This window comes from Stutzerimonas tianxiuensis, from assembly GCF_053470365.1.
The window spans coordinates 224,408-244,066 of sequence record NZ_JBPVWS010000005.1 but is presented as its reverse complement, the minus strand read 5'-3'; the positions used below and the strand labels follow the sequence as shown (position 1 = coordinate 244,066).

Annotated in this window: 17 protein-coding genes and 2 pseudogenes; 8 read left to right on the top strand and 11 right to left on the bottom strand. The window is 57.7% G+C overall.

What is annotated here, in order from left to right; genetic code table 11:
• Positions 1-107: 107 nt before the first annotated feature.
• Positions 108-311: pseudogene (locus ACSSNI_RS09260) on the top strand (PDC sensor domain-containing protein); the annotation flags it as partial.
• Positions 312-389: 78 nt separating this feature from the next.
• Here ACSSNI_RS09260 and ACSSNI_RS09255 read toward each other — a convergent pair.
• The 5 genes from ACSSNI_RS09255 to ACSSNI_RS09235 form a co-directional block, all read right to left on the bottom strand.
• The gene (locus tag ACSSNI_RS09255; RefSeq protein ID WP_448259156.1) at positions 390-1,433 is read right to left on the bottom strand and encodes a tyrosine-type recombinase/integrase; all 1,044 of its coding nucleotides are present in this window, start codon (positions 1,431-1,433) and stop codon (positions 390-392) included.
• Positions 1,434-1,606: 173 nt separating this feature from the next.
• Entirely contained in the window at positions 1,607-1,756 is a 150-nt protein-coding gene (locus tag ACSSNI_RS09250) for a hypothetical protein (RefSeq protein WP_448259154.1), read from the bottom strand.
• Complete coding sequence (locus ACSSNI_RS09245) at positions 1,753-2,361, bottom strand: hypothetical protein (RefSeq protein ID WP_015275582.1); 609 nt, start codon at positions 2,359-2,361, stop codon at positions 1,753-1,755. Before ACSSNI_RS09245 ends, ACSSNI_RS09250 begins: the two co-directional genes overlap by 4 nt.
• A complete protein-coding gene (locus ACSSNI_RS09240) occupies positions 2,362-4,458 on the bottom strand; it encodes a phage integrase (RefSeq protein WP_015275583.1) in 2,097 nt (698 codons plus the stop codon). It abuts the gene before it with no gap.
• Complete coding sequence (locus ACSSNI_RS09235; RefSeq protein ID WP_200636769.1) at positions 4,448-6,730, bottom strand: hypothetical protein; 2,283 nt, start codon at positions 6,728-6,730, stop codon at positions 4,448-4,450. Before ACSSNI_RS09235 ends, ACSSNI_RS09240 begins: the two co-directional genes overlap by 11 nt.
• A gap of 81 nt (positions 6,731-6,811) precedes the next feature.
• Here ACSSNI_RS09235 and hrpB point away from each other — a divergent pair.
• A pseudogene (hrpB, locus tag ACSSNI_RS09230) lies at positions 6,812-8,959 on the top strand (ATP-dependent helicase HrpB); the annotation flags it as partial.
• A gap of 93 nt (positions 8,960-9,052) precedes the next feature.
• Here the strand turns inward: hrpB and ACSSNI_RS09225 are convergent.
• Positions 9,053-9,790 carry a substrate-binding periplasmic protein gene (locus ACSSNI_RS09225; RefSeq protein ID WP_234484330.1) on the bottom strand — a complete coding sequence of 246 codons (738 nt, stop codon included), beginning with the start codon at positions 9,788-9,790 and terminating at the stop codon, positions 9,053-9,055.
• Between the two features lie 204 nt (positions 9,791-9,994).
• On the opposite strand from ACSSNI_RS09225, the gene ACSSNI_RS09220 reads away from it, so the two are divergent.
• Positions 9,995-10,837, top strand: a complete 843-nt coding sequence (locus ACSSNI_RS09220; RefSeq protein WP_148925260.1) for an SDR family oxidoreductase — start codon at positions 9,995-9,997, stop codon at positions 10,835-10,837.
• On the opposite strand, the gene ACSSNI_RS09215 is transcribed toward ACSSNI_RS09220, so the two are convergent.
• Together ACSSNI_RS09215 and ACSSNI_RS09210 are read right to left on the bottom strand one after the other, a co-directional pair.
• Positions 10,834-11,268, bottom strand: a complete 435-nt coding sequence (locus ACSSNI_RS09215) for a VOC family protein (RefSeq protein WP_102837415.1) — start codon at positions 11,266-11,268, stop codon at positions 10,834-10,836. The genes ACSSNI_RS09220 and ACSSNI_RS09215 overlap by 4 nt on opposite strands.
• A 68-nt stretch (positions 11,269-11,336) precedes the next feature.
• Positions 11,337-12,017 (bottom strand): YciC family protein, encoded by a 681-nt coding sequence (locus ACSSNI_RS09210; RefSeq protein ID WP_200637138.1) that lies wholly within the window; start codon positions 12,015-12,017, stop codon positions 11,337-11,339.
• 288 nt (positions 12,018-12,305) lie between these two features.
• On the opposite strand from ACSSNI_RS09210, the gene ACSSNI_RS09205 reads away from it, so the two are divergent.
• From ACSSNI_RS09205 to ACSSNI_RS09190, 4 genes are all read left to right on the top strand, one after another.
• Entirely contained in the window at positions 12,306-12,779 is a 474-nt protein-coding gene (locus ACSSNI_RS09205) for an NYN domain-containing protein (protein ID WP_200636767.1), read from the top strand.
• A 208-nt stretch (positions 12,780-12,987) separates the two neighbouring features.
• Positions 12,988-14,313: a DEAD/DEAH box helicase gene (locus tag ACSSNI_RS09200; RefSeq protein ID WP_200636765.1), complete on the top strand. Its 1,326-nt coding sequence runs from the start codon at positions 12,988-12,990 to the stop codon at positions 14,311-14,313.
• A 173-nt stretch (positions 14,314-14,486) separates the two neighbouring features.
• A complete protein-coding gene (locus ACSSNI_RS09195) occupies positions 14,487-15,197 on the top strand; it encodes an AzlC family ABC transporter permease (protein WP_200636763.1) in 711 nt (236 codons plus the stop codon).
• Positions 15,194-15,505 (top strand): AzlD family protein, encoded by a 312-nt coding sequence (locus ACSSNI_RS09190; RefSeq protein WP_102837049.1) that lies wholly within the window; start codon positions 15,194-15,196, stop codon positions 15,503-15,505. Before ACSSNI_RS09195 ends, ACSSNI_RS09190 begins: the two co-directional genes overlap by 4 nt.
• Before the next feature lie 15 nt (positions 15,506-15,520).
• Here ACSSNI_RS09190 and ACSSNI_RS09185 read toward each other — a convergent pair whose 3' ends face one another.
• From ACSSNI_RS09185 to ACSSNI_RS09175, 3 genes are all read right to left on the bottom strand, one after another.
• Entirely contained in the window at positions 15,521-16,762 is a 1,242-nt protein-coding gene (locus ACSSNI_RS09185) for a TIGR03862 family flavoprotein (protein WP_148925254.1), read from the bottom strand.
• 135 nt (positions 16,763-16,897) lie between these two features.
• A complete protein-coding gene (locus ACSSNI_RS09180; RefSeq protein WP_102837047.1) occupies positions 16,898-17,896 on the bottom strand; it encodes a YrzE family protein in 999 nt (332 codons plus the stop codon).
• A 138-nt stretch (positions 17,897-18,034) separates the two neighbouring features.
• Positions 18,035-18,955, bottom strand: a complete 921-nt coding sequence (locus ACSSNI_RS09175; protein WP_102837046.1) for a histone deacetylase family protein — start codon at positions 18,953-18,955, stop codon at positions 18,035-18,037.
• A gap of 79 nt (positions 18,956-19,034) precedes the next feature.
• Here ACSSNI_RS09175 and ACSSNI_RS09170 point away from each other — a divergent pair, with 79 nt between their 5' ends.
• Complete coding sequence (locus ACSSNI_RS09170) at positions 19,035-19,598, top strand: GNAT family N-acetyltransferase (RefSeq protein WP_102837045.1); 564 nt, start codon at positions 19,035-19,037, stop codon at positions 19,596-19,598.
• Positions 19,599-19,659 lie beyond the last annotated feature (61 nt).

Sequence of the window (19,659 nt, the reverse complement as noted above, 5' to 3'; positions counted from 1 at the left end):
CGTATTGCCATTCGTAGAGTCGACGTGCCCGTTTTTTGCAGATTTCGGCCCTTTGTAAATGTGTGCTCCGGAACTTAAGCGACGGTTCACCCTTGACACCCTAGTGGAGGATCATAGATGTCGTGGACTTTGGCGGCATCGACCATGCATTCCTGGTTGATCACAACGGCCAAGTGATCTTCAGCCTTGACAAGGGTCAGGTGATGACGAACCTCAAGGACATCTATCCGGACAGAGCCCTACGGATTGAGTCGGGCATTCAGGATGCCACCTTGCACGGGCAGGAGCGGATTGTCTCTTTCGCCCCAGTGAACGACCGGTAAACGTCGTCGTCATTAGACACGCGCTTTATGGACGCTTCGGCAGTGAAGCGAGTTGTATCGCAACATTCAAAGGTGGTTATGCCAATGCTCCCAGCTTTTGACTGACTCCGTATTCTCTTCCTCTTCCTCTTCCTTTGTCTCTTTCTTGAGATCTTCTTGCCGAAGTTGCTTTAGCTTCTCCAGTTCACGCACGTACTCGTCAACTGGCATACCATTTTTTAATGCGTTCAGAAGTAGCTCCTCGGCCTGGTCATATATACGGTTAGTCCTGATTATATGGGCAGATGAAACGATGTCTTCGTATCCATCAAGTTTGGCGAATGCAAGATGAATATACCGTTCTACCGAGAGGGGATCTTTGTGGCCAGTCCACAGCATGACGTCGTAAAGAAACTTTTTGCTATTAAGCAGGGCGCTTCTGAAGTCGTCCTTTTGCTTGAACTTGTGTCTTTTGATTAGGAGTACGAAAAGATTGGTGATGAAAGCATGGCGGAACATGTGTGCACAGACTTTTTCTTCGATGCCGGCGTGACTTCTAAGTTGAATCATTTCATTCGTAATACTGCAGGCACCGAGCGGCTTACCAGTCTTTTCTTGAACAAAGAGTCTGTCGTGATCCGTGTCCTTGAAGTTGCGAAGAGATATTCTGCGGGCAAACTGAATATATTTCTTAGCTTCGCTTAGTACCACTCTTGAAATCGGGATAAAACGCTCGGAATAGGTTCCACGTTTCAAGGTTCGCAGACGTAGCAATGGGAACGACATGTTCATGGCATTACGTATGTCCGAAACGGTAATTTCAATTATCTCGCTGCGTCGAGCGCCCGTATGCTCAAGCAAGGAAATCACCAGATTCCGTCGAAGTTGAAGGTGTCTCGATGGGTGGATTTTGTTTGCTGAATCTCGCAAAAGCTTTATATGTTCGCTCGGGATCGGATCGCGCGTGTGGTAGCGCGTTCCAGATACATGAAGAGAGTGGTGATGCAGATAACTCCGCTTTATCGTTCTTCCTGAGCGCGTTGTGATAGTAAATGTTTTCATTACGGCGCGGATGGTTCCATTCTCTGATACAAATGCATCGTCGCCATAAAGACGTCCTACGAATTGCAAAAAATCTAGACAGATCCTACCAATTGCTAGGAGTGTAGTTTCGGTGCGCCTATTTACAGTGGGATCGTTGACAGATCGCTCCTTTCTTAATTCGTCAATGAAGTCTGAGAACTGTTGGTCAGACAGTCCTATAAAGTCAGTTCGGTATCTGAAGCAGTAGCGAACTAGTGGGCTTATTTTGGATGCATACTCCCCAATGCTTCCGCCTTTACCGCCGTGCCTTGATAGGCCTTTTCCACCTCGGCCAGGGCGGTCACATGGTAGCTAAAGAGTGTTAGCTCTTTAAGTGGTTTAAATAGTTGTTGGCGAAGGTGGTTTGTCACTTGCGATACTCCTCCAGTCGCGTAACTCGCCCGTCTCCGGAAGAAGGGGAGGGGGGGGGTGGCTGTTCTGGAGGGAGGCTCAGTAGAGCAGTAAGTGCCTGAACGGCATCGCTTGCCCGCTTTTCAAGTAGAGCGGGATCTAGATTGCTACGTATATTTCTTAACTCGTTAATTGCCAGGCTTAATCCCTGGAGGAGGACCATGTTGGCGCAGCGCTGCTTATCAAGTCTCTCCTCTAGTTCAGTTACTAGTCGCGAAAGTCCGGACTTAGTGCGTTTTGTTGAAGTGGCCTCTTTGCTGCCATTGACCTTCTCAATGGCCCTCAATGCCGCTAGGCGGAGGGTATCAAGTTCCTTAAATCCTCCCTTGAACTGTAAGTTGGCGTGAGATTTTAAAGTGTTGATGCTCATTGGGGATTTTGACTTTATAGCCCCTGAGTCCTCGAAATTGAATTCGAGCTTGGCTAGCGCTCCTTGGCTTCTGAGAGCCTTTAGAATGTTCTCGTTTTTGGAAAAATAGTCAGGATTACGGTAGATTAGCTTTAAAAGTTCACTGGTTATTAATGTGGCGCTAGCATGTGGCTCTAGGTCGGAGATTTTTTTCATTTAGTCTGTGCTCTGAATTTTTACTACCACGCGCATATGTTGGCCGGTTTCGTCTGTGAAAAACTCTGGCTCAATCTGGACTTTCCCTGTCTTTATCATGTCGGTGATTGCGTCTTCAAGTTCAGCAGTGTCTACTAGAGCAAAATTATCTGTGTTGTAACGAATTTTTAGTATTTCGGCTAGATCTTCGTAAGCAGTGATATCGCCATTATGCAAGCTTTCTGCTATGAACTGAGCCTTAGCGCTACGCAAAACTGCACCATCAGTGGACTCAGTAATGTAATTCCAAACATGCTGCATGTCGGTGTGCCCGAGCATCCACTGCAGTGTCTCCAGTCCTCCAAAACTGCTCGAGTGGAAGAATACCATGGAGAAAAAGCGTCGAAGTTGATGTTGTCGGATATAGTACCTTTCTCCTTTTGAATTTAGTGGTAGTTCGAAATAATCGCACAACAAGTCTAGGTTTCTATTGTAGGCATACATTGTTTGCTGACTAAGCCCGGCATTTCCGAGGAGTCCGGGGGGGGCAAAGAGGCTAGTCATTTCAGTTATGAATCCGCTTTTTAAAAGTCTCTGCTGCATGGAAATTAAGTTTTTAATCATTTTTACGGCAATGGGTTCGATTGGGCGTGCTTGGCGTTGTCTTATGCCGAACAGGTTGGATGTGCTTTTTCTATTTAAGAAGATCAACCATCTTTCGCTTTTATCTAGGCAGTCAGTCGAGTGCAAATCGAGCATTTCTCCTATTCGGCGAGCCATGATTGTTCCAACTACCATCTGGACACATCCAATATAGATGCGTAAGCACTCAATCAGTCCCACATTATTTCTGAGTTCTATGAAGTAATTTGACTGCTTTCTCAGTGCGCCGTGCCTAATAGACACCGTTTGACATACAAGCCCAAGCTTCCTAATTCCCATGTCGATAAGCTCAGGGGGCATAATGTCTTGTAACTCTCCATTGGTAAGTTGCGTAGGGGCAATTCCATTGAGGTTGCAATGCTCTGCCATGCGGCAGAAACCTTCTATTAGAAGTTCTCCATACTTGAAATGGTACTCGATTGATTTTCTGAAGGCGTCTCTCACTATTGGGTACGGCAGCGTCCGAAACCGAGCAGCTTCAGAGAGTGATGGTTCATAATCAAGTATCTGCTTCAGCTCTGATACTTCGGGAGCTGGAAGCCCAATTTCATGAAGAATTCCAAGGTTGTATGTTAAAAATCTGTAGGCGCGAAATGGACCGGATGTCATTGCTTCATGGTCACCTGTCCTGACCGATGAACCGGGATACTCTCTCGATATTATTTCTCTCTCATTATCAGTATAGAATTCTAATGAGCTTAATGTTTTTAGTTTTAGATGCCCGCCTTTCAGTGTGTTGGCATAAAGCGATTTCGCTAGCTGCAAGGTGTTAGGGGTGCGGACTCCAGCAGTTGATCTTTTTTTATAATATCCATGCAAATGCAAGGCAGCTCTTGCATAAGGTATTAAATCAAAAGGTATTTCCAGGTGATGCTCATCTAGTTGTTCGTCAGTCACAATGCGCATTCGTGGATATTGATCTAGAATGCTATCGAGTTCGATAGAACTGGAAGTGTTTATTAAGCTTAAACAAAATTTGCTGATAGTCTTGGTCCACTCGTAAACCGACTCTTCCGAACCGTTGACGCTTGAGAAGACGTCTAGCATTCTCTTCATGTGATGGCTGTTGATTCCAGCCAATCCGAATCTGGATAGCTGATATTCTTTTGCATTCAGAAGAATGTAATCGGCAACGTGAATGGCCCTGTTAAACATCGTCATCTGTGCGGCTAGTGAACCTAATTCGATCGCCGATCCTCGAACAGAACGTGTAGATGTTGTTAAAAAATACTTTAGCCCGTCTAGTAATGGCTTGTTTTTTTGGGCAAGCAGAGAAGTTTCGTCGTCTAATGTAATGTCCCAGTTGATCGTGTTGGGGGTCGCAAAATTGAAATCATATTTCCATATGTGCAAGTCGAAATCACTCAGCAACCAACTTGATTTTTTGTATTCTGTCCTAGGGTCGGTGTAGAACGCTTTTAGGAAGTCTAGCTCTGCTGGTAATTCAACATTCATATATCAACTTCTCCATTCTGCGGGGGTTACACCTCTGCTCGGCGACATAAAGGTGGTCTTTCAGTAGTGCGTCATTATCCCTTCTGATCTCGGCAACAACGGCCTTCGTTAGATCTGCCCAGTATCGTGCTACTCCTGTCACTTCTTCGGGTCGTTCCGCTGTAGCCACTGCTTTCTCTAATGATACGAGGGCGGTCATTATCCCTGGATCCACTGAGATGTAGACCTCTGAGTACTGATTCGCTGAATAGGGTTCAGTTGTTTGAGTGTTCTCCGGGTTGACCAGGTGGTCAGGGATGTCTTTTAGTGCATGGTTCTTAAGAAATAGATTTAACTCTTCCATTGTCTCGAAGTCTGCGGCCTCTATGAGGAAGCTGCTATCTTTCATCGCGTCACAGATTAAGCCGCGCTGAAAAATTCTTATCCAGCGGGCTTGGAAGAAGGCTAGTATTGACTCCGGCAGGTAGTGAGAAAGTTGCAGGCAGTCGTGGTTTGCGTGGCCGAGCGCTTTGGACATGGCTTCGACGCTTTGGGTTTTTAAATATACCTCTACCCCACATGAGGCTCGAAGACTAGAAAGGGTGACTCGAGATAAGAAATTTTTTAGTTCAGTACCCCTCAAGGAAGTATGATTTGAAAATTGTTGTGCAAGTCGTTCAAAAATCCGTGTGTGTTTATCGAATAGCGCTTTGTTCCAAGTCGGAATTACAGCGGTCCGCGGGTGACCGAAACCCTTCCCGCAGGTCAGGAATAACTCCTTCCATCGGCTGTCGCCAATTCCCTTGAGATATTTTCTTAACGGTGCTGTGATCTTTATTACTTCGAAGATTCGCTTTGTTGAGTTCGCGTTTAGTTGTATTTTCTGCTCGCTTAGCTTTCCACCTCTTCTATCCTTGAAGCCGACCAACTGATACCCGGTGTCGGTTTTCACAAAGCCGGATCTTCTACCTTTGTCGTCATACAAACGAAAATTCTTAAGGAAAGATTCTGTGATCTCATTGTGCTCTGCTACCAGTAAGCATTGGTAGGGATAAAGAGTGCCAGCAGCCGGAAGTCCAAGTATATTTGCGACATCAGCAGATAATATGGTGTATCCGTATTGGTGTTCGAAGTCCATGCGCGAGGATGGAAAGCCGTTGCTTTGAAAAATCGCGCAAATTGATTCGTGATCGTAACTCCGACGCTGCCAGCCTTTTCGAGGTTTGATTTCCGAGGAGTTTATCCGTGTGGTTGCGAGTATACGAAGTTGGACTCTCGAGTAAAGTTCATTGGCTTGTTCTGTTGCCCAGGATTTTACGGTTTCGATGTCTTTGTGGATACTTTTGAATAATATTTCTATTGCCTCGTTATCAGTTATTTCGAGAGGGACTCTAGTGATAAGTTTTTCATGGATTTCCACCCCCTCATCAGACACGGACACTCTTGTTTGCGCTCTGTGTTGTTTGGGGCGGATGGGCCGTGGTAGTCCATCCCCAAAAGGGGTTGCCCAAACTCCTGATTGTATAAAGGCCTCTTCGCAGTTCGATATGAACCTGTTCCACGTTTTTATCTGGGTTGGTATATTTAGATTTTCTCTATATGCGGTTAAGAAGTGCTCCTTCATGAAGTGCAAAAAGAATGATTTTATATTTTCTGGGTTTTGGAAGGTTGTAGTTGGCCACTCCAAAGAGTTCTTCGATAAATAGCTGGCCAGCTTGTTGCACAATGTGGTGTTGCATCTTGCTTGCTTGGCCGAAAAAGTCTTCCATGTCCGGTAGTACTCTTCTGTAAACTCAGGGCCATGGGAGTGCCATAGTTCTCCCAGCGCGAGAAAACTTGGTACTCCTTTTAGGGAGTCGACTTGCCATCCGTTCCAATAGCGCAAGGCCAATGGGTTCAATTTTTTCTGCTGGGAATCCCAGAGTTCTTTCCCTTCTTCGAGGTCGGCCATCAAATAGTCGAAATTGGGCATGCCTGGAATTTCGTCGCGCAGACTTGTAAGTGTTTCTACGAAACGTCGAGCCCAGCGAATCCGAACAGGCTCTTTGCTATCGGCCAAAGTTCTTGATCGCAATGCACCGACAAAACCGATGATGATCGGCTCGCAGCTTCGACTCGACAGATGGACGTAGGAGAGTTCTGCCTCGATGAGTTGGAGGTAGCACTCGAGCAGCTTCAGCGGAACGTTAATCAACTCCGACGACGCGTGGGTTTGAAAGGCCTTGGCTAGGGGCTCCGAAATTTTTCGGAATGGATAGTTGGGTAAGAACAGGGTGCTGCTGATGATTGTCAACGAATTCTTGTCCTTGCTTTGGGGTGGAAGATCCCGTATTTGCTGGGTTTAGGTATCTAATGATAAATCCATGCGAATGGCAAAATGCGTGAGCGCAGCCTGGACGCCGATCTGGCCCTTGCGCTGACCCTCAATACGCGCGTGCTGCTGCGCGATGAACCGCTCAAGCTGTTGCTCATGTCCGCCACGCTGGAAGGCGCGCGGCTGTCGACTTTGCTGGATGACGCCCCGGTGGTGCGCAGCGAGGGCCGCATGTTTCCGGTCGTGCAGCGCTGGGGACGAGCGTTTCAGGCCGGTGAACGCATCGAGCCGCGGGTCGTGCAGACGGTGATGCAGGCGCTGGATGAGGAATCCGGCAGCGTACTGGTCTTCCTGCCGGGCCAGGCTGAGATACGTCGTGTGAACGATCTGCTGGCCGAGCAGCTGGCAGATCGAGGCGAGGTAATGCTCTGTCCGCTGCACGGCGAGCTGGAGCTGACCGCCCAGCGCGCCGCCATCGAGCCTGCGCCAGCGGGCAAGCGCAAGGTGGTGCTGGCGACCAACATTGCCGAGACCAGCCTGACCATCGAGGGCGTGCGGGTGGTGGTCGATGCCGGGCTGGCGCGGGTGCCGCGGTTCGATCCCGGCAGTGGCATGACCCGTCTGGAAACCCGGCGTATTTCGCGTGCTTCGGCGACCCAGCGGGCCGGGCGCGCGGGGCGGCTGGAGCCTGGCGCCTGCTATCGGCTGTGGTCGGAGGATCAGCACGCGCAACTGGCAGCTTATGGCGACGCGGAAATCCTCCAGGCCGATCTGGCCGGCGTCGCGCTGCAGTTGGCGCGCTGGGGTGTCGAACCGGATGAACTGGCCTGGCTCGATGTGCCGCCTGCTGCGGCCCACCGACAGGCGCAGGACCTGCTCCAGCGCCTCGGTGCACTCAGTATTAATGTCCGTGGCGGTTGGCAGTTGACCGCGCACGGCCAAGCCATGGCTGAGTTGCCGGCGCATCCGCGTATTGCGCATCTGTTGTTGCGTGGCCAGGCACTTGGCTTGGCGTCGCTGGCTGCCGACATTGCCGCCTTGTTGGTCGAGCGCGATATCCAGCGCGGCGGCGGGGTGGACATCTCAACCCGTCTCGAGTTGCTCGATGGCAGCGCGGGCCGGCATTCCGGCGCGCAGCGGGTGCGCCAGCTGGCGCGACAGTTTCGCAGCCTGCTGCGAGGTGCCTCGGCGGCTGCTCCTGCCGATGCGACCGATCATCGCTGGCACGGGGCGCTGCTGGCGTTCGCCTATCCCGACCGTATCGCTCGCCAACGTCGGGACGGTGGTGGTGAGTACCGCCTAGCCAACGGTCGCGCGGCGGTCTTCGGTGAGCCGGATGCACTGATGAAAGAATCCTGGCTGGTGATCGCCGAGCTGGGCAGCCGTCAGGGCCAGCGAGAAGAGCGCATCTACCGCGCGGCGGCGCTGGACTCAGGGTTGTTCGAGGCGGAGCTGGCCGAGATGGTCAGCTTGCGCGACGAGCTGGAATGGGACGAGCGCGAAGGCGTGCTGCGGGCCGAGCGGCAGCGGCGGGTTGGTGAGCTGGTGCTCAGTCGCGAGCCTCTTCCTGGCCTGGATGACGAAGCGCGTGGGCGAGCGCTGCTCGGGCTGGTCCGGCGCAAGGGGCTGGAGCTGTTGCCGTGGACGCCGGAACTGCGGCAGTGGCAGGCGCGGATCGCTTTGCTCAGAGCGCTGGACCTACGCGCAGCTGACTCCAGTGAATGGCCCGCTGTCAGCGACGCGGCGCTGCTGGAACGACTCGAAGACTGGTTGTTGCCCTATCTGGGTAAGGTCTCGCGGCTTGCGCATTTTGCTGGGCTCGACCTGCACAGCATACTTGCAACCTTGTTGCCCTGGCCGCTGCCGCAGCGGCTTGACGAGCTGGCGCCGGTCGCCATTGCCGTGCCGTCCGGCTCGCGGGTGCGGCTCGATTACAACGAGTCTCCGCCGGTGCTGGCGGTGCGCTTGCAGGAGTTGTTCGGGCTGGCCGATACGCCGCGCATCGCCGGTGGGCGTTTGCCGGTGAAGCTGCACTTGCTGTCACCTGCGCGCCGCCCGGTGCAGGTAACGCAGGACCTGGCGAGCTTCTGGGCAAACACCTATATCGATGTGAAGAAGGATTTGAAAGGCAGATACCCGAAACACTATTGGCCCGATGACCCGCTGGTAGCAGAGCCCACCGCGCGTGCCAAGCCGCGCGGGACTTGAAAGTACGGCTGCACGCCGCCTGCTTCACAAGTAGCGTGCATCCGGGCTGATCACCGCCGATGCCTGTCAGCGCCCATGTGCGCTTGCGTCTGTCTATTCAGGCAAGCTCAGATCTTCTCCGGCCGCTGCCATCTCGGCATAGGCGCGATCCAGCGAGTCGACCACCGTCTGGCTGTCTTTGGCATGGCGCGACACGATGAATCGTATGGCGACCTTATGCAGCTCGACATGGGGAAGCGCCGCCATGCCGAGCTGTTTCATCGCCTGGTTCACCGGGGCCTGATAGTCGAGCAGATAGTCGGCGCGGCGATGCTTCAACATCTCCAGCGCCGACGTGTGGGTGGCAGTCCGGTGCAGGAGAATCTGCAGTTGCGGGTCGTGCAGCATCCGGTTCACCTGCGGCAAATAGTTATAACCGCCGATGGTGATGACGCCGCGTTTGCGCAGGCTGTCGGGGATACTCGGGGGCGGGGTGTCGGGCCGATGATAGAGGTTGAGACTGATGTGGGTGAGCGTTTCGCGGCCCTCGAGCGTATCGGCAAGCAGCTCCGGCTTTCCCGGCGCGCCGGGCCAGAGGTCAACCGTGCCGCTTTGCAAGGCGCCATACAAGCGGGCACTCGGCAGGCCGCGGAACTGCGCCTCAAAGCCCGCATGGGCGAGTACACGCCGAGTGAGGTCGACCAGTGGTCCGCTTGGGCGGCCCTGGGCATCGCTGTAGATCGCTGGAGGGAAGTCGTAGTAACCGACGGTCAGGGTTCTCTGCGTTTCGGACGAGGCAACGCAAGGTGCTGCCAGAGCCGCTGCTAACGGTATCCAGAATAATGGCTTCAAGGTAATTCACTGCCCCTTGTGATTCGCGCACGCCCAAGCATGGCGCGCGACGCCTCCGGCTGTCCAGAAGGGGGGCGCGGGCTGGTCCAGGCTACTGCGCCGCGGCGATGTCCTCAGCGGACAAGGAGCAGGCTGGCTATGCTTGAGGCTAGCGCTGCCGGGCTGATCGGGTTCGGTAGCCCGGATGATTCGATGGAGAGGTTTATGTATCGCAAGGTATTCACCAGCAAGGTGTTCGATCGCAAGGTGGTGGTGATCACCGGCGGCTGTGCGGGCATCGGCCGCGCGCTGGCCGAGCGGATGGCCCAGGCTGGAGCACGGGTCGTCATCTTCGACCTCGAGCAGAACGCCATCGACGGACTGGTGCAGCATCTGGCGGACCATCACAACGCCGATGCGCTGGGGCTGTGCTGCGACGTGTCGGATGCCGTGGCGGTGCAGCGGGCCGTTGCGCTGGTGGTGGAACGCTTCGGCGGTATCGATGTGCTGATCAACAACGCCGGAATCACCCATCGCAGCCGCGTCGCCGATACCAGCCTGGCGGTGTTCGAACGGATCATGGCAGTCAACTTCTACGGCGCGTTGCATTGCACCCAGGCGGCGCTGCCGAGCCTTGTCTCGCGGGGCGGGCAGATCATCGTGCTCAGCTCGCTGTCGCAGTACGCGCCGGTGCCCGACCGCGGCGCTTACAACGCCAGCAAGCATGCGCTGCACGGGCTGTTCGAAACCCTGCGCAGCGAGCTGGCCGATACTGCCGTCAATGTGATGCTGGTGTGTCCGGGGTATACCGCGACGGACCTGCGCAAGAACGTGTTGATCGGTGACGGGTCCACCGCGCCCCAGCCGGTTCTGACGGTAGGGCGCGTGGCGTCGCCGCAGGATGTGGCGGAATCCATCTACCAAGGCGCCTTGAAACGACGGCGGTTGCTGGTGCTGTCGAACCTGGACTGGCGTGCGCGCCTGGTGGCGCGTTGCTTTCCGCGCACCTTCGAGCACCTGCTGTTACCGCGGCTGGCCGGTGCCCGAACTTCGCAGGGCACGGGCTAGGCGGTCGGCGCGTCGCCGTAGAGCTGTTGCATCAACTCGACGTCCCAGTAGGCAGCTTCGATCTTGTGGCCATCGAGATCGCGGACAAAACAGCCGTAGTAGGGCTCGCCATACGCTTCGCGTGGTCCCGGAGCGCCTTCGTCGGTGGCGCCGGCGGCCAGCGCCGCACGGTGAAAGGCATCGACAGAAGCCTTGTCAGGTGCGAAGAAACCGATATGTGTGCCGTTGCCAACGCTGGCCGCCTGGCCGTTGATCGGCGTCTGCAGCCAAAACTCGGGGTAGTCACGGCCCCAGGCAATAGCGCCTGGGTGGGCCATGATGCGCTTGCAGCCGAGGGCGGCAAGGGCCTGATCGTAGAAGGCAGCCGCTTCATCGAAACGGTTGCTGCCAAGGGAAACGTGGGAAAGGATGCTGGGGTTGTGATCGCTCATGGGAACGGTCTCCGCAAAGGATGGAGACCAAGCCTAGACCCGCACGTCGTCTCTTGCCTCCGGCTACGTCACCTGGATTCGTCGCGCGCGATGGCCGGCGCGCTGCAGAGCATGAAGCAGCGAAACAAAACGACCGTGGCCAACAGCTGCACCAGTCCGACCACAGAGTCGACCACCACGGCGAGCGCGCCTGGCGCTGTATCGCCAGCCCAGAACTGTGCGGCCATCCAGGCCTCCAGAAGCCACAGCGGCGCCAGCACGACGAGGATGCAGCCGAGTATCAGCAGGAAGTGACCACGGGTTTCCAGGAAACTCTGCTTCAGTGCCGCCAGCGGGCTCAAGCCGCGTATCACCAGCAGGTATTCGGCAAAGGCGATCTTGACCATCACCCACAGCCCGGGCAGCACGAACAGCGAGGCGCCGAGCATGATCAGCAGGGTGCCCAGACCGGCCAGCACCGCCATCGATGGCCATAGCGGTAACGCGCGCATCATCACCTCACGCAGCGGCGGTGCGTGACCGCGGCTACGTGTGTCGAGAAACAGGATCAGCGCGGCGATATACAGCGGATAGAAGATCAGGCCGACCAGCAGCTCCTGAGCCGGCAGGGCGCCCTTGCCGAACAGCTGGTCGATGGCCAGGCGAACGATGCTCTCGAGCAGTATCAGTGGCAGGCACAGCCGCGCGATGGACAGCAGGTTGCGGGAATAGAAAAACCAGGCGTCACGGAGGATGGACAGGACATTCATCGCAGGGCGGCAGCTCATGGGGAAATCAGGCGCGCACTTTAACAGGCCGGTGGAAAAGTAGACGAGGCAGGCGAGGCGAGGGGCAACGATCATCGGGGTAACAGCCGAAGAAGCGCAGTGTGGTGGCCTAGTGAGCATTTCGACCGGGCGAGCGATCCTGGCTTTGTTCAACGAAGTATTGCAAATGCAGATGGTTTGCATCGGGCTGGTTATGCCAGGCGACCGGCCGGCGACACGGGCGCTGTCGCAGTCCATACTGGTTGGCCATTCCTCCGCCCGGGTCGCCGCGTGAAGAAGATTGCCCTGTTTGCTGATGTGCAGAATCTCTACTACACGGTGCGCCAAGCCCACGGTTGCCACTTCAACTATGCGGCGTTGTGGGCCGAGGTCAGCGAGCGCGGTGAAATCGTTGAGGCGTACGCCTATGCCATTGACCGGGGCGATGCCAAGCAGCAGCAGTTCCAGCAGATCCTGCGCAACCTCGGGTTCACGGTGAAGCTCAAGCCCTATATCCAGCGCAGCGACGGCTCGGCCAAGGGCGACTGGGATGTGGGCATCACCATCGATGTGCTGGATGTGATCGGGCGTGTCGATGAGGTGGTGCTGGCTTCGGGCGATGGCGACTTTGATCGGCTGCTCGATCGCGTACGCGCCGGGGGGCTGGAGGCGACAGCCTATGGCGCGCCCGGTCTGACGGCGAACTCGCTGATTCGCGCCGCCACGCGCTACGTGCCCATCGAAGGCAAGCTGTTGCTGCGTTAAACATTGGAACGCACGAGCTGAAGCTTGAAGCGAGTTTGCCGGTTGGTGCGACCTGTCCACGCTGTTTTCGCTTGTAGGTTGCGTCTTATGCCTCCGAGCGGAGTTGCGGTGGATGTAAACAGCGATATCCACCCTACGCTTGGCTTCCAGCTTCCAGCTTGCTTTCGAGTAAACTGCGCAGCCTGTTTTCGTCTTCCCGGTTACCGTCATGACCTTCGCCTCCTTGGGCCTGATCGATCAGCTGCTACGCACCCTCGAATCGCTTGATTACACCCAGCCGACGCCCGTCCAGACCAAGGCGATTCCGGCCGTGCTCAAGGGCCGCGACCTGATGGCCGCCGCGCAGACCGGCACCGGCAAGACTGCGGGTTTCGCCTTGCCGCTGCTGCAGCGGCTGCTCCATGAAGGCCCGCAGGTGACCAGCAATTCGGTCCGAGCGTTGGTGCTGGTGCCGACTCGGGAGCTTGCGGAACAGGTGCACGAGTCCTTCAAGACTTACGGGCAGGACCTTCCGCTGCGCACCTATGCGGTCTACGGCGGCGTCAGCATCAACCCGCAGATGATGGCCTTGCGCAAGGGCATCGACGTGCTGGTGGCAACGCCTGGTCGGCTGCTCGATCTGTACCGGCAGAATGCCGTGAAGTTCAGCCAGGTGCAGGCGCTGGTGCTGGACGAGGCTGATCGCATGCTCGACCTCGGCTTCTCCGAAGAGCTCGAAGCGCTGTTCAGTGCGCTGCCGAAAAAGCGCCAGACGCTGCTGTTTTCCGCGACCTTTTCCGATGCGATCCGGCAGATGGCGCAGAAGCTGTTGCGCGACCCGCTGTCCATCGAGGTCAGCCCGCGGAATGCCGCCGCCAAGACGGTCAAACAGTGGCTGGTGCCCGTCGACAAGAAGCGCAAGTCTGAGTTGTTTCTGCATCTGCTGGCGGAAAAGCGCTGGGGCCAGGTGCTGGTGTTCGTCAAGACACGCAAGGGCGTCGACCAGCTGGTGGAGGAGCTGCAGGCCGAAGGCCTCGCCAGTGATGCGATCCACGGGGACAAGCCGCAGGCGTCGCGGCTGCGCGCATTGGAGCGCTTCAAAGCGGGTGAGGTACAGGTGTTGGTGGCGACCGATGTGGCTGCACGCGGCCTGGACATTCATGACCTGCCGCAGGTGGTCAATTTCGACCTGCCCATCGTCGCCGAGGATTACGTGCACCGCATCGGCCGCACCGGGCGGGCGGGCGCCACGGGCGAAGCGGTGTCGCTGGTGGCTGCTGACGAAGTCGATCAGCTGGCGGCCATCGAAACCCTGATCCAGCAGGTGCTGCCGCGCCACGACGAGCCTGGATTTGTCCCGGATCATCGGGTGCCGACGACCCAGCCGGGCGGGCAGATCATCAAGAAACCGAAAAAACCAAAGAAACCCAAGGAGGGTGCCGGTAAGGGCCGCATCCACCTGGGCAACTGGTTCGATGAAAGCGAGAAGCCCAACGCCAAGCCGATCCGCAAGGTGCCTAGTCTGGGCGGCTCGAAACCGGCAAAAAAACGCTAGTCGGCATATGCCCTGACGCGCTGTGGTTGCCTCGCCACCATTGAGTAGCAGAAGCATCCGAATGAAACGCTGGTCAACGCGGCTGTCATATCGACAGCGCCGAGCATCGCTGGAACCCGCAGCGGCTCGGGGCTTTCCGTGAATCATCCTTACAGATAGTTGAGAGGTCTCTTGTGGCAAACGCGGAAGCGGAGCTGTACTCGCTTGGCCGAGCTGATGTATGGGCTGGCTTCCGGCAGCTGACGCCGATTTCCCTGTTCGTCGTGGTGTTCGGACTGGCCTTTGGTCTGGCCGCGACACAAGCCGGGCTAGACGACTATTCGATCCTGACGATGAGCGCGCTGGTATTCGCCGGGGCTTCGCAGTTCGCCTCGTTGGAGCTCTGGGGCACCCATGTTCCGGTCGTTCCGCTGGTGGTCACGGTGTTTGCTGTCAATGCGCGACATCTGTTGATGGGCGCGACGCTGTATCCCTATCTGCGCCATTTGCCGCCGGCGAAGCGCTATGCCGTGATGTTGGTCGTCTCGGATGCCAACTGGGCGATGTCCATGCAAGCCTTCAATCTTGACAAGCCGGGGCTTGGCATCCTCTTCGGTGGTGGCCTGGCGCTCTGGACGTTCTGGGTGCTGGGCACCTGGTTGGGGCTTTATTTCGGCAGTGCCATCCATGATCCGGTCAGTTGGGGACTGGACATGGTCATGGGCTGTTTCCTGCTGGCGATGGTCGTCGGCGGCAAGAAGGATCTGCGGATGACCGTGATCTGGATCGTCGCCGGTGGGACGTCGATGCTGGCGTACTGGTACCTGCCCGCCAACAGCCATGTGGTAGTCGGAGCGCTGGCCGGTGGCCTGTTGGGCGCGCTTTGGATGGAGAAGTCGAAGTGACGCTGCAGACGGCGGGTTCCGGAGCGCTGGTCATCATTCTGATCATGGCGGTGGTCACCCTGGTGACCCGTTGGGGCGGTGTGTTTGCCATGTCGTTCGTGCCCATCAGCCGGCGAACTGAACAGTTCATCAGCGCCATGTCCGGTTCGGTGCTGGTGGCCCTGCTGACGCCGATGGCGGTCAACGGGGATAACGGCGCGCGACTAGCCTTTCTGGCCACCGCGGTGACGATGCTGCTGGTCAAGAAGCCGCTGCCGGCGATCACGGCAGGGATCGTCGCCGTGGCGCTGTTCAGGCATCTGGCTTAAGCGAACGCCATCCGCTCAGGGCTTGGTCGAGCTATCAATCCCCAGCCAGCGCAGCATGCCCACCGCTGCCGCTCGACCACTGGCAAAACAGGCGGTCAACAGATAGCCACCGGTGGGCGCTTCCCAGTCGAGCATCTCACCGGCGCAGAACACGCCTGGCGCCTGGCGCAGCATCAGGCCCTCGTCCAGTGCTTCGAACGGCACGCCGCCGGCACTGCTGATGGCTTCGTCCAACGGACGTGTGCGCAGCAACCTGATCGGCAGCGCTTTGATCGCGGCTGCCAACTGCTGCGGATCATCGAAGGCCTCGGCGGGCGCGAGCTCGCGCAACAGCCCCGCCTTGACACCCTCAAGGCCGAGCTGACGCTTGAGGTGCTTGGCCATCGATTGCGAACCGCGCGGCTTGGCCAGCGAGCGAAGGATACGCTCCGGTGCATGGTCGGGCAGCAGGTCCAGCGTGACGGTAGCGCTGCCGTTCTGCTCGATTGCCTGGCGGATCTCGGCGGACAGCGCGTAGACCAGACTGCCTTCGATTCCTTTGGCCGTAACGACGAATTCACCCTTGCGCGGGGCGCCACCGGTAATTGCGAGGCTTACCGTTTTAAGCGGCGCGCCGGCAAATTTATCCAGCAGATGCTGGCTCCAGGCTTCCACTTCGAAGCCACAGTTGGCGGGACGCAGTGAAGCAATCGAGATACCGCGTTGTTCCAGCAGCGCAACCCAGGCGCCGTCGGAACCCAGGCGAGCCCAGCTGCCGCCACCCAAAGCAAGCAGCACGGCGTCCGCGCGGACGCTTAGGTCGCCATCCGCGCTGTGCAGCTTGAGCCTGCCGTCAGCGTGCCAGCCCAGCCAGCGGTGACGCGTATGAATCTGTACGCCGGCGTCACGCAGGCGGCGCAGCCAGGCACGCAGCAGCGGTGCAGCTTTCATGTCCGTGGGAAACACGCGCCCTGAGGTGCCGACGAAGGTGTCGATGCCAAGCCCGTGAATCCACTCGCGCAGCTGCTCGGGTGTGAACGCCTCCAGTTGAGGACGAAGCGCCGTTGCGCGTTCGCGATAGCGCGCGACGAAAGGCTCGAAAGGCTCGGAATGGGTGATGTTCATTCCGCCGACGCCGGCCAGCAGAAACTTGCGGCCGACCGAGGGCATGGCGTCATACAGGTCGACGGCAATGCCTGCCTGACTCAGCACTTCGGCCGCCATCAACCCGGCGGGGCCGCCGCCGATAATGGCGACGCGAGATTCTGGTGTGCGCATTGAATAACGTGGCCGTGGTTCGGAGGCGGCCATTCTAGCGGTTCGCGATGGGAAGTCTGCAGCGAGGGAGGAGAGAGTGGGGCGGGTTACGGAGTTGAAGAAGCCCCGGCGCTGGGAGCGCCGGGGTGTAGCGGGTTAAACCGCGTCGGACTGTTTTGGCTGACGGCGGAAGCCGAACATGCCGGCGAAACCAGCCACAACGGCGTTGATCAACAGGGTGATCAACAGCGCCCAGCTCGCTTGGGAAACACGCTTGGCAGCCTGCTCGGCAGCTTCACGGGCTTTCATCTCGGCCTGAGCGCGCAGTTCTTGGAACTTGATGTAGGCCTGCTGATACTGCTGCTCGATCTGGCTGACCATTTGCTCGGCTTGCTGCTCGCTCATGTTGCCGCGCTCTTGCATCAGGTTGACCAGCGCTTCGCGGTCGGCGGCGTTCAGCGTTTCCTCAGCCTTCTGCTGGATCTGTTCGATCAGCTGGGTCAGTTGCTCATCGGCCTGCTGCGGTTGCTGTTGAGCCTGTTCGACGCGGGTTTGCGCCTGCTGCTGAACCGCTTCGGCGTCCTGTTCCAGATTCTGTGGCGCCAGCTGCGGCTTGCCGGTCTGACGCAGCGCCTGCTTGATTTCGGCCTGGATGTCGCTGAGGTCAAGGTTGATATCCGCCTCTTTGACCTGCTGCTTGATCTCACCGCCAATCGCTGGCGCCACCGAGGCAATGCCGGAGCCGACTGCCTGCAGGCCCGAGCCGACCATGCTGGCCGTGCCCGATACGGCGGAACCGACCAGGCTGGCGATCAGATAGACTGTGACCAGTGTCGTCACTGCCCAGACCAGCAAGCCGTGCAGCATGCCGTGACGAGGCGCCATGCGACCCGCGACATAACCCCCTATGGCCAGCGACACGATGCCGGCGAGCACCATCCAGATAACGGCACCTTTTCCAAGGCCTGCAACAGGGTTGGCTTCGGTGGCCGGGTCGATGGTGGCTGTGCCAATGGCTGTACCCAGGAGGTGCAGCAGCAACGAAATGGCCAGAGCCAATGCGATGCCGGCGAACACGGCACTCCAGGATGCGTGGGGCCGGTAGCGAGTGCGAACGTTGCGATAGGCCGTGGTGTCGCGGTCAGTTTCGAGCATTGGAGCGTCCTCATTGTTATGTTTGCCAGTGCTTGAACAGCGGTCCAGACGTGCCGGGGCAGTTCATTCACACATAGAAGTGAGGGTTTCGCTGTCGATCGAAGTTCCGCACTGCGGTCTTCGGTGTGACCAGTGGTGTCAGCCTAAGCCGTGGCGCTGCCAGGCGTCGGCGGCGCTGATGTGCAGCTGCGCATGGCGCCGGGCAAGCAGCGCGCGGTCCTTGTCGTACCCGCCGCCAATCACGCCGACCACCGGAATGTCCCGACCCAGACAGTGTTCGATCACGGCGCTGTCGCGCATGGCCAGGCCTTCGTCACTGAGCGCGAGCAGGCCCAGCGCGTCGTCGCGGTGTACATCGACGCCGGCGTCATAGATGACCAGGTCCGGCTGATACAGCGGCAGCAGGTAGCTGAGCGTATCGTCGACGACTTTCAGGTAGTCGGCATCGCCCAGGCCTGGCGCCAAACCGATGTCCCAGTCGCTGCGGGCCTTGCGCGTCGGGAAATTCTTATCGCAATGCAGCGACACGGTGACCGCGTCCGGCACCTGCTCGAGAATTCGTGCAGTGCCGTCGCCCTGATGCACATCACAGTCGAAGATCAGTACACGGCCGACGCGGCCGCTCTCCAGCAGCGAAAGGGCGATAATGGCCAGGTCGTTGAATATGCAGAACCCAGAGGCATGGTCGTAATGGGCATGGTGGGTGCCGCCCGCCAGGTGACAGGCCAGCCCGTGCTGCAACGCAAGGTCCGCGGCCAGCAGCGAGCCGCCGACCGCGCGTACGGTGCGCTGCGCCAGTTGCGGGCTCCATGGCAGGCCCAGGCGGCGCAGCTCTTCGCGGCTCATGTCGCCGCTGCAGTAGCGCTCGACATAACCACGGTCATGGGCGAGTGCCAGCCTATCGGGCGGGCAGAGTTCGGGACGTAACAGCGCTGCATCCGTGGTCAAACCGCAATCGACGAGGTGGTCGCGCAGCAGCCGGAACTTCTCCATGGGAAAGCGGTGCCCCGGCGGCAAGGCTGGGCTGTAATCGTCGTGAAAAACCAGCGGCAGAGACATCGAATCGGGCCCATTGAGGTCAACAGCGAGTATGCAGAGCCGCCACCGAAATCTTCAAGGAAACAGCACGGACGAACCGATGGAACGTATTGAACTGGAAACACCGCGTTTGCGCCTGCGCGCCTGGCATGATGCCGATCTCGATTATCTGCATGAGTTGTGCAGCGATCCGCTGGTGATGCGCTATTTCCCCAAGCTGCTCTCACGCGATGAATGCGCTGCGGTGATGGCGCGCAGCCGGATGCACTTCGCGCGATTCGGCTTCGGTTTCTGGGCGCTGGAGCTCAAGAGTGACGGCCGTTTCATCGGTATAGCCGGGCTGTCCTGGAGCCGTTTGCCGCTGCCGTTCTGCCCGGTTGTGGAAATCGGCTGGCGGCTCGCCCATGAGCATTGGGGGCAAGGCTTCGCCCGCGAAGCGGCGGAGGCGTCGCTGGCATGCGGTTTCGATCAGTTGCAGCTGCCGGAGGTGGTGGCTTACACGGCAGCAATCAATGAGCCTTCACTGGCGTTGATGCAGGCGCTTGGCATGAGGCACGAACCTGAGGATGACTTCGACCATCCGATGATTTCCGAGGGTGATCCCTTGCGCCCTCACGTGCTGTATCGAATGACGCAGGACAACTGGGCTGAACGGCGTCGATAAGCGCAAGCAGTGGAGCCGCTTCGGAGGAATCCGTAACATTGCGCGCCTGCCTCGTGCCTCG

Coding starts and splice junctions, on each gene's coding strand:
- ACSSNI_RS09215 (WP_102837415.1), bottom strand. CDS start 11,268: ATGAGCGATCACAACCCCAGCATCCTTTCCCACGTTTCCCTTGGCAGC.
- ACSSNI_RS09180 (WP_102837047.1), bottom strand. CDS start 17,896: ATGCTCGAAACTGACCGCGACACCACGGCCTATCGCAACGTTCGCACT.
- ACSSNI_RS09175 (WP_102837046.1), bottom strand. CDS start 18,955: ATGTCTCTGCCGCTGGTTTTTCACGACGATTACAGCCCAGCCTTGCCG.
- ACSSNI_RS09210 (WP_200637138.1), bottom strand. CDS start 12,017: ATGAATGTCCTGTCCATCCTCCGTGACGCCTGGTTTTTCTATTCCCGC.
- ACSSNI_RS09220 (WP_148925260.1), top strand. CDS start 9,995: ATGTATCGCAAGGTATTCACCAGCAAGGTGTTCGATCGCAAGGTGGTG.
- ACSSNI_RS09185 (WP_148925254.1), bottom strand. CDS start 16,762: ATGCGCACACCAGAATCTCGCGTCGCCATTATCGGCGGCGGCCCCGCC.
- ACSSNI_RS09245 (WP_015275582.1), bottom strand. CDS start 2,361: ATGAAAAAAATCTCCGACCTAGAGCCACATGCTAGCGCCACATTAATA.
- ACSSNI_RS09240 (WP_015275583.1), bottom strand. CDS start 4,458: ATGAATGTTGAATTACCAGCAGAGCTAGACTTCCTAAAAGCGTTCTAC.
- ACSSNI_RS09170 (WP_102837045.1), top strand. CDS start 19,035: ATGGAACGTATTGAACTGGAAACACCGCGTTTGCGCCTGCGCGCCTGG.
- ACSSNI_RS09200 (WP_200636765.1), top strand. CDS start 12,988: ATGACCTTCGCCTCCTTGGGCCTGATCGATCAGCTGCTACGCACCCTC.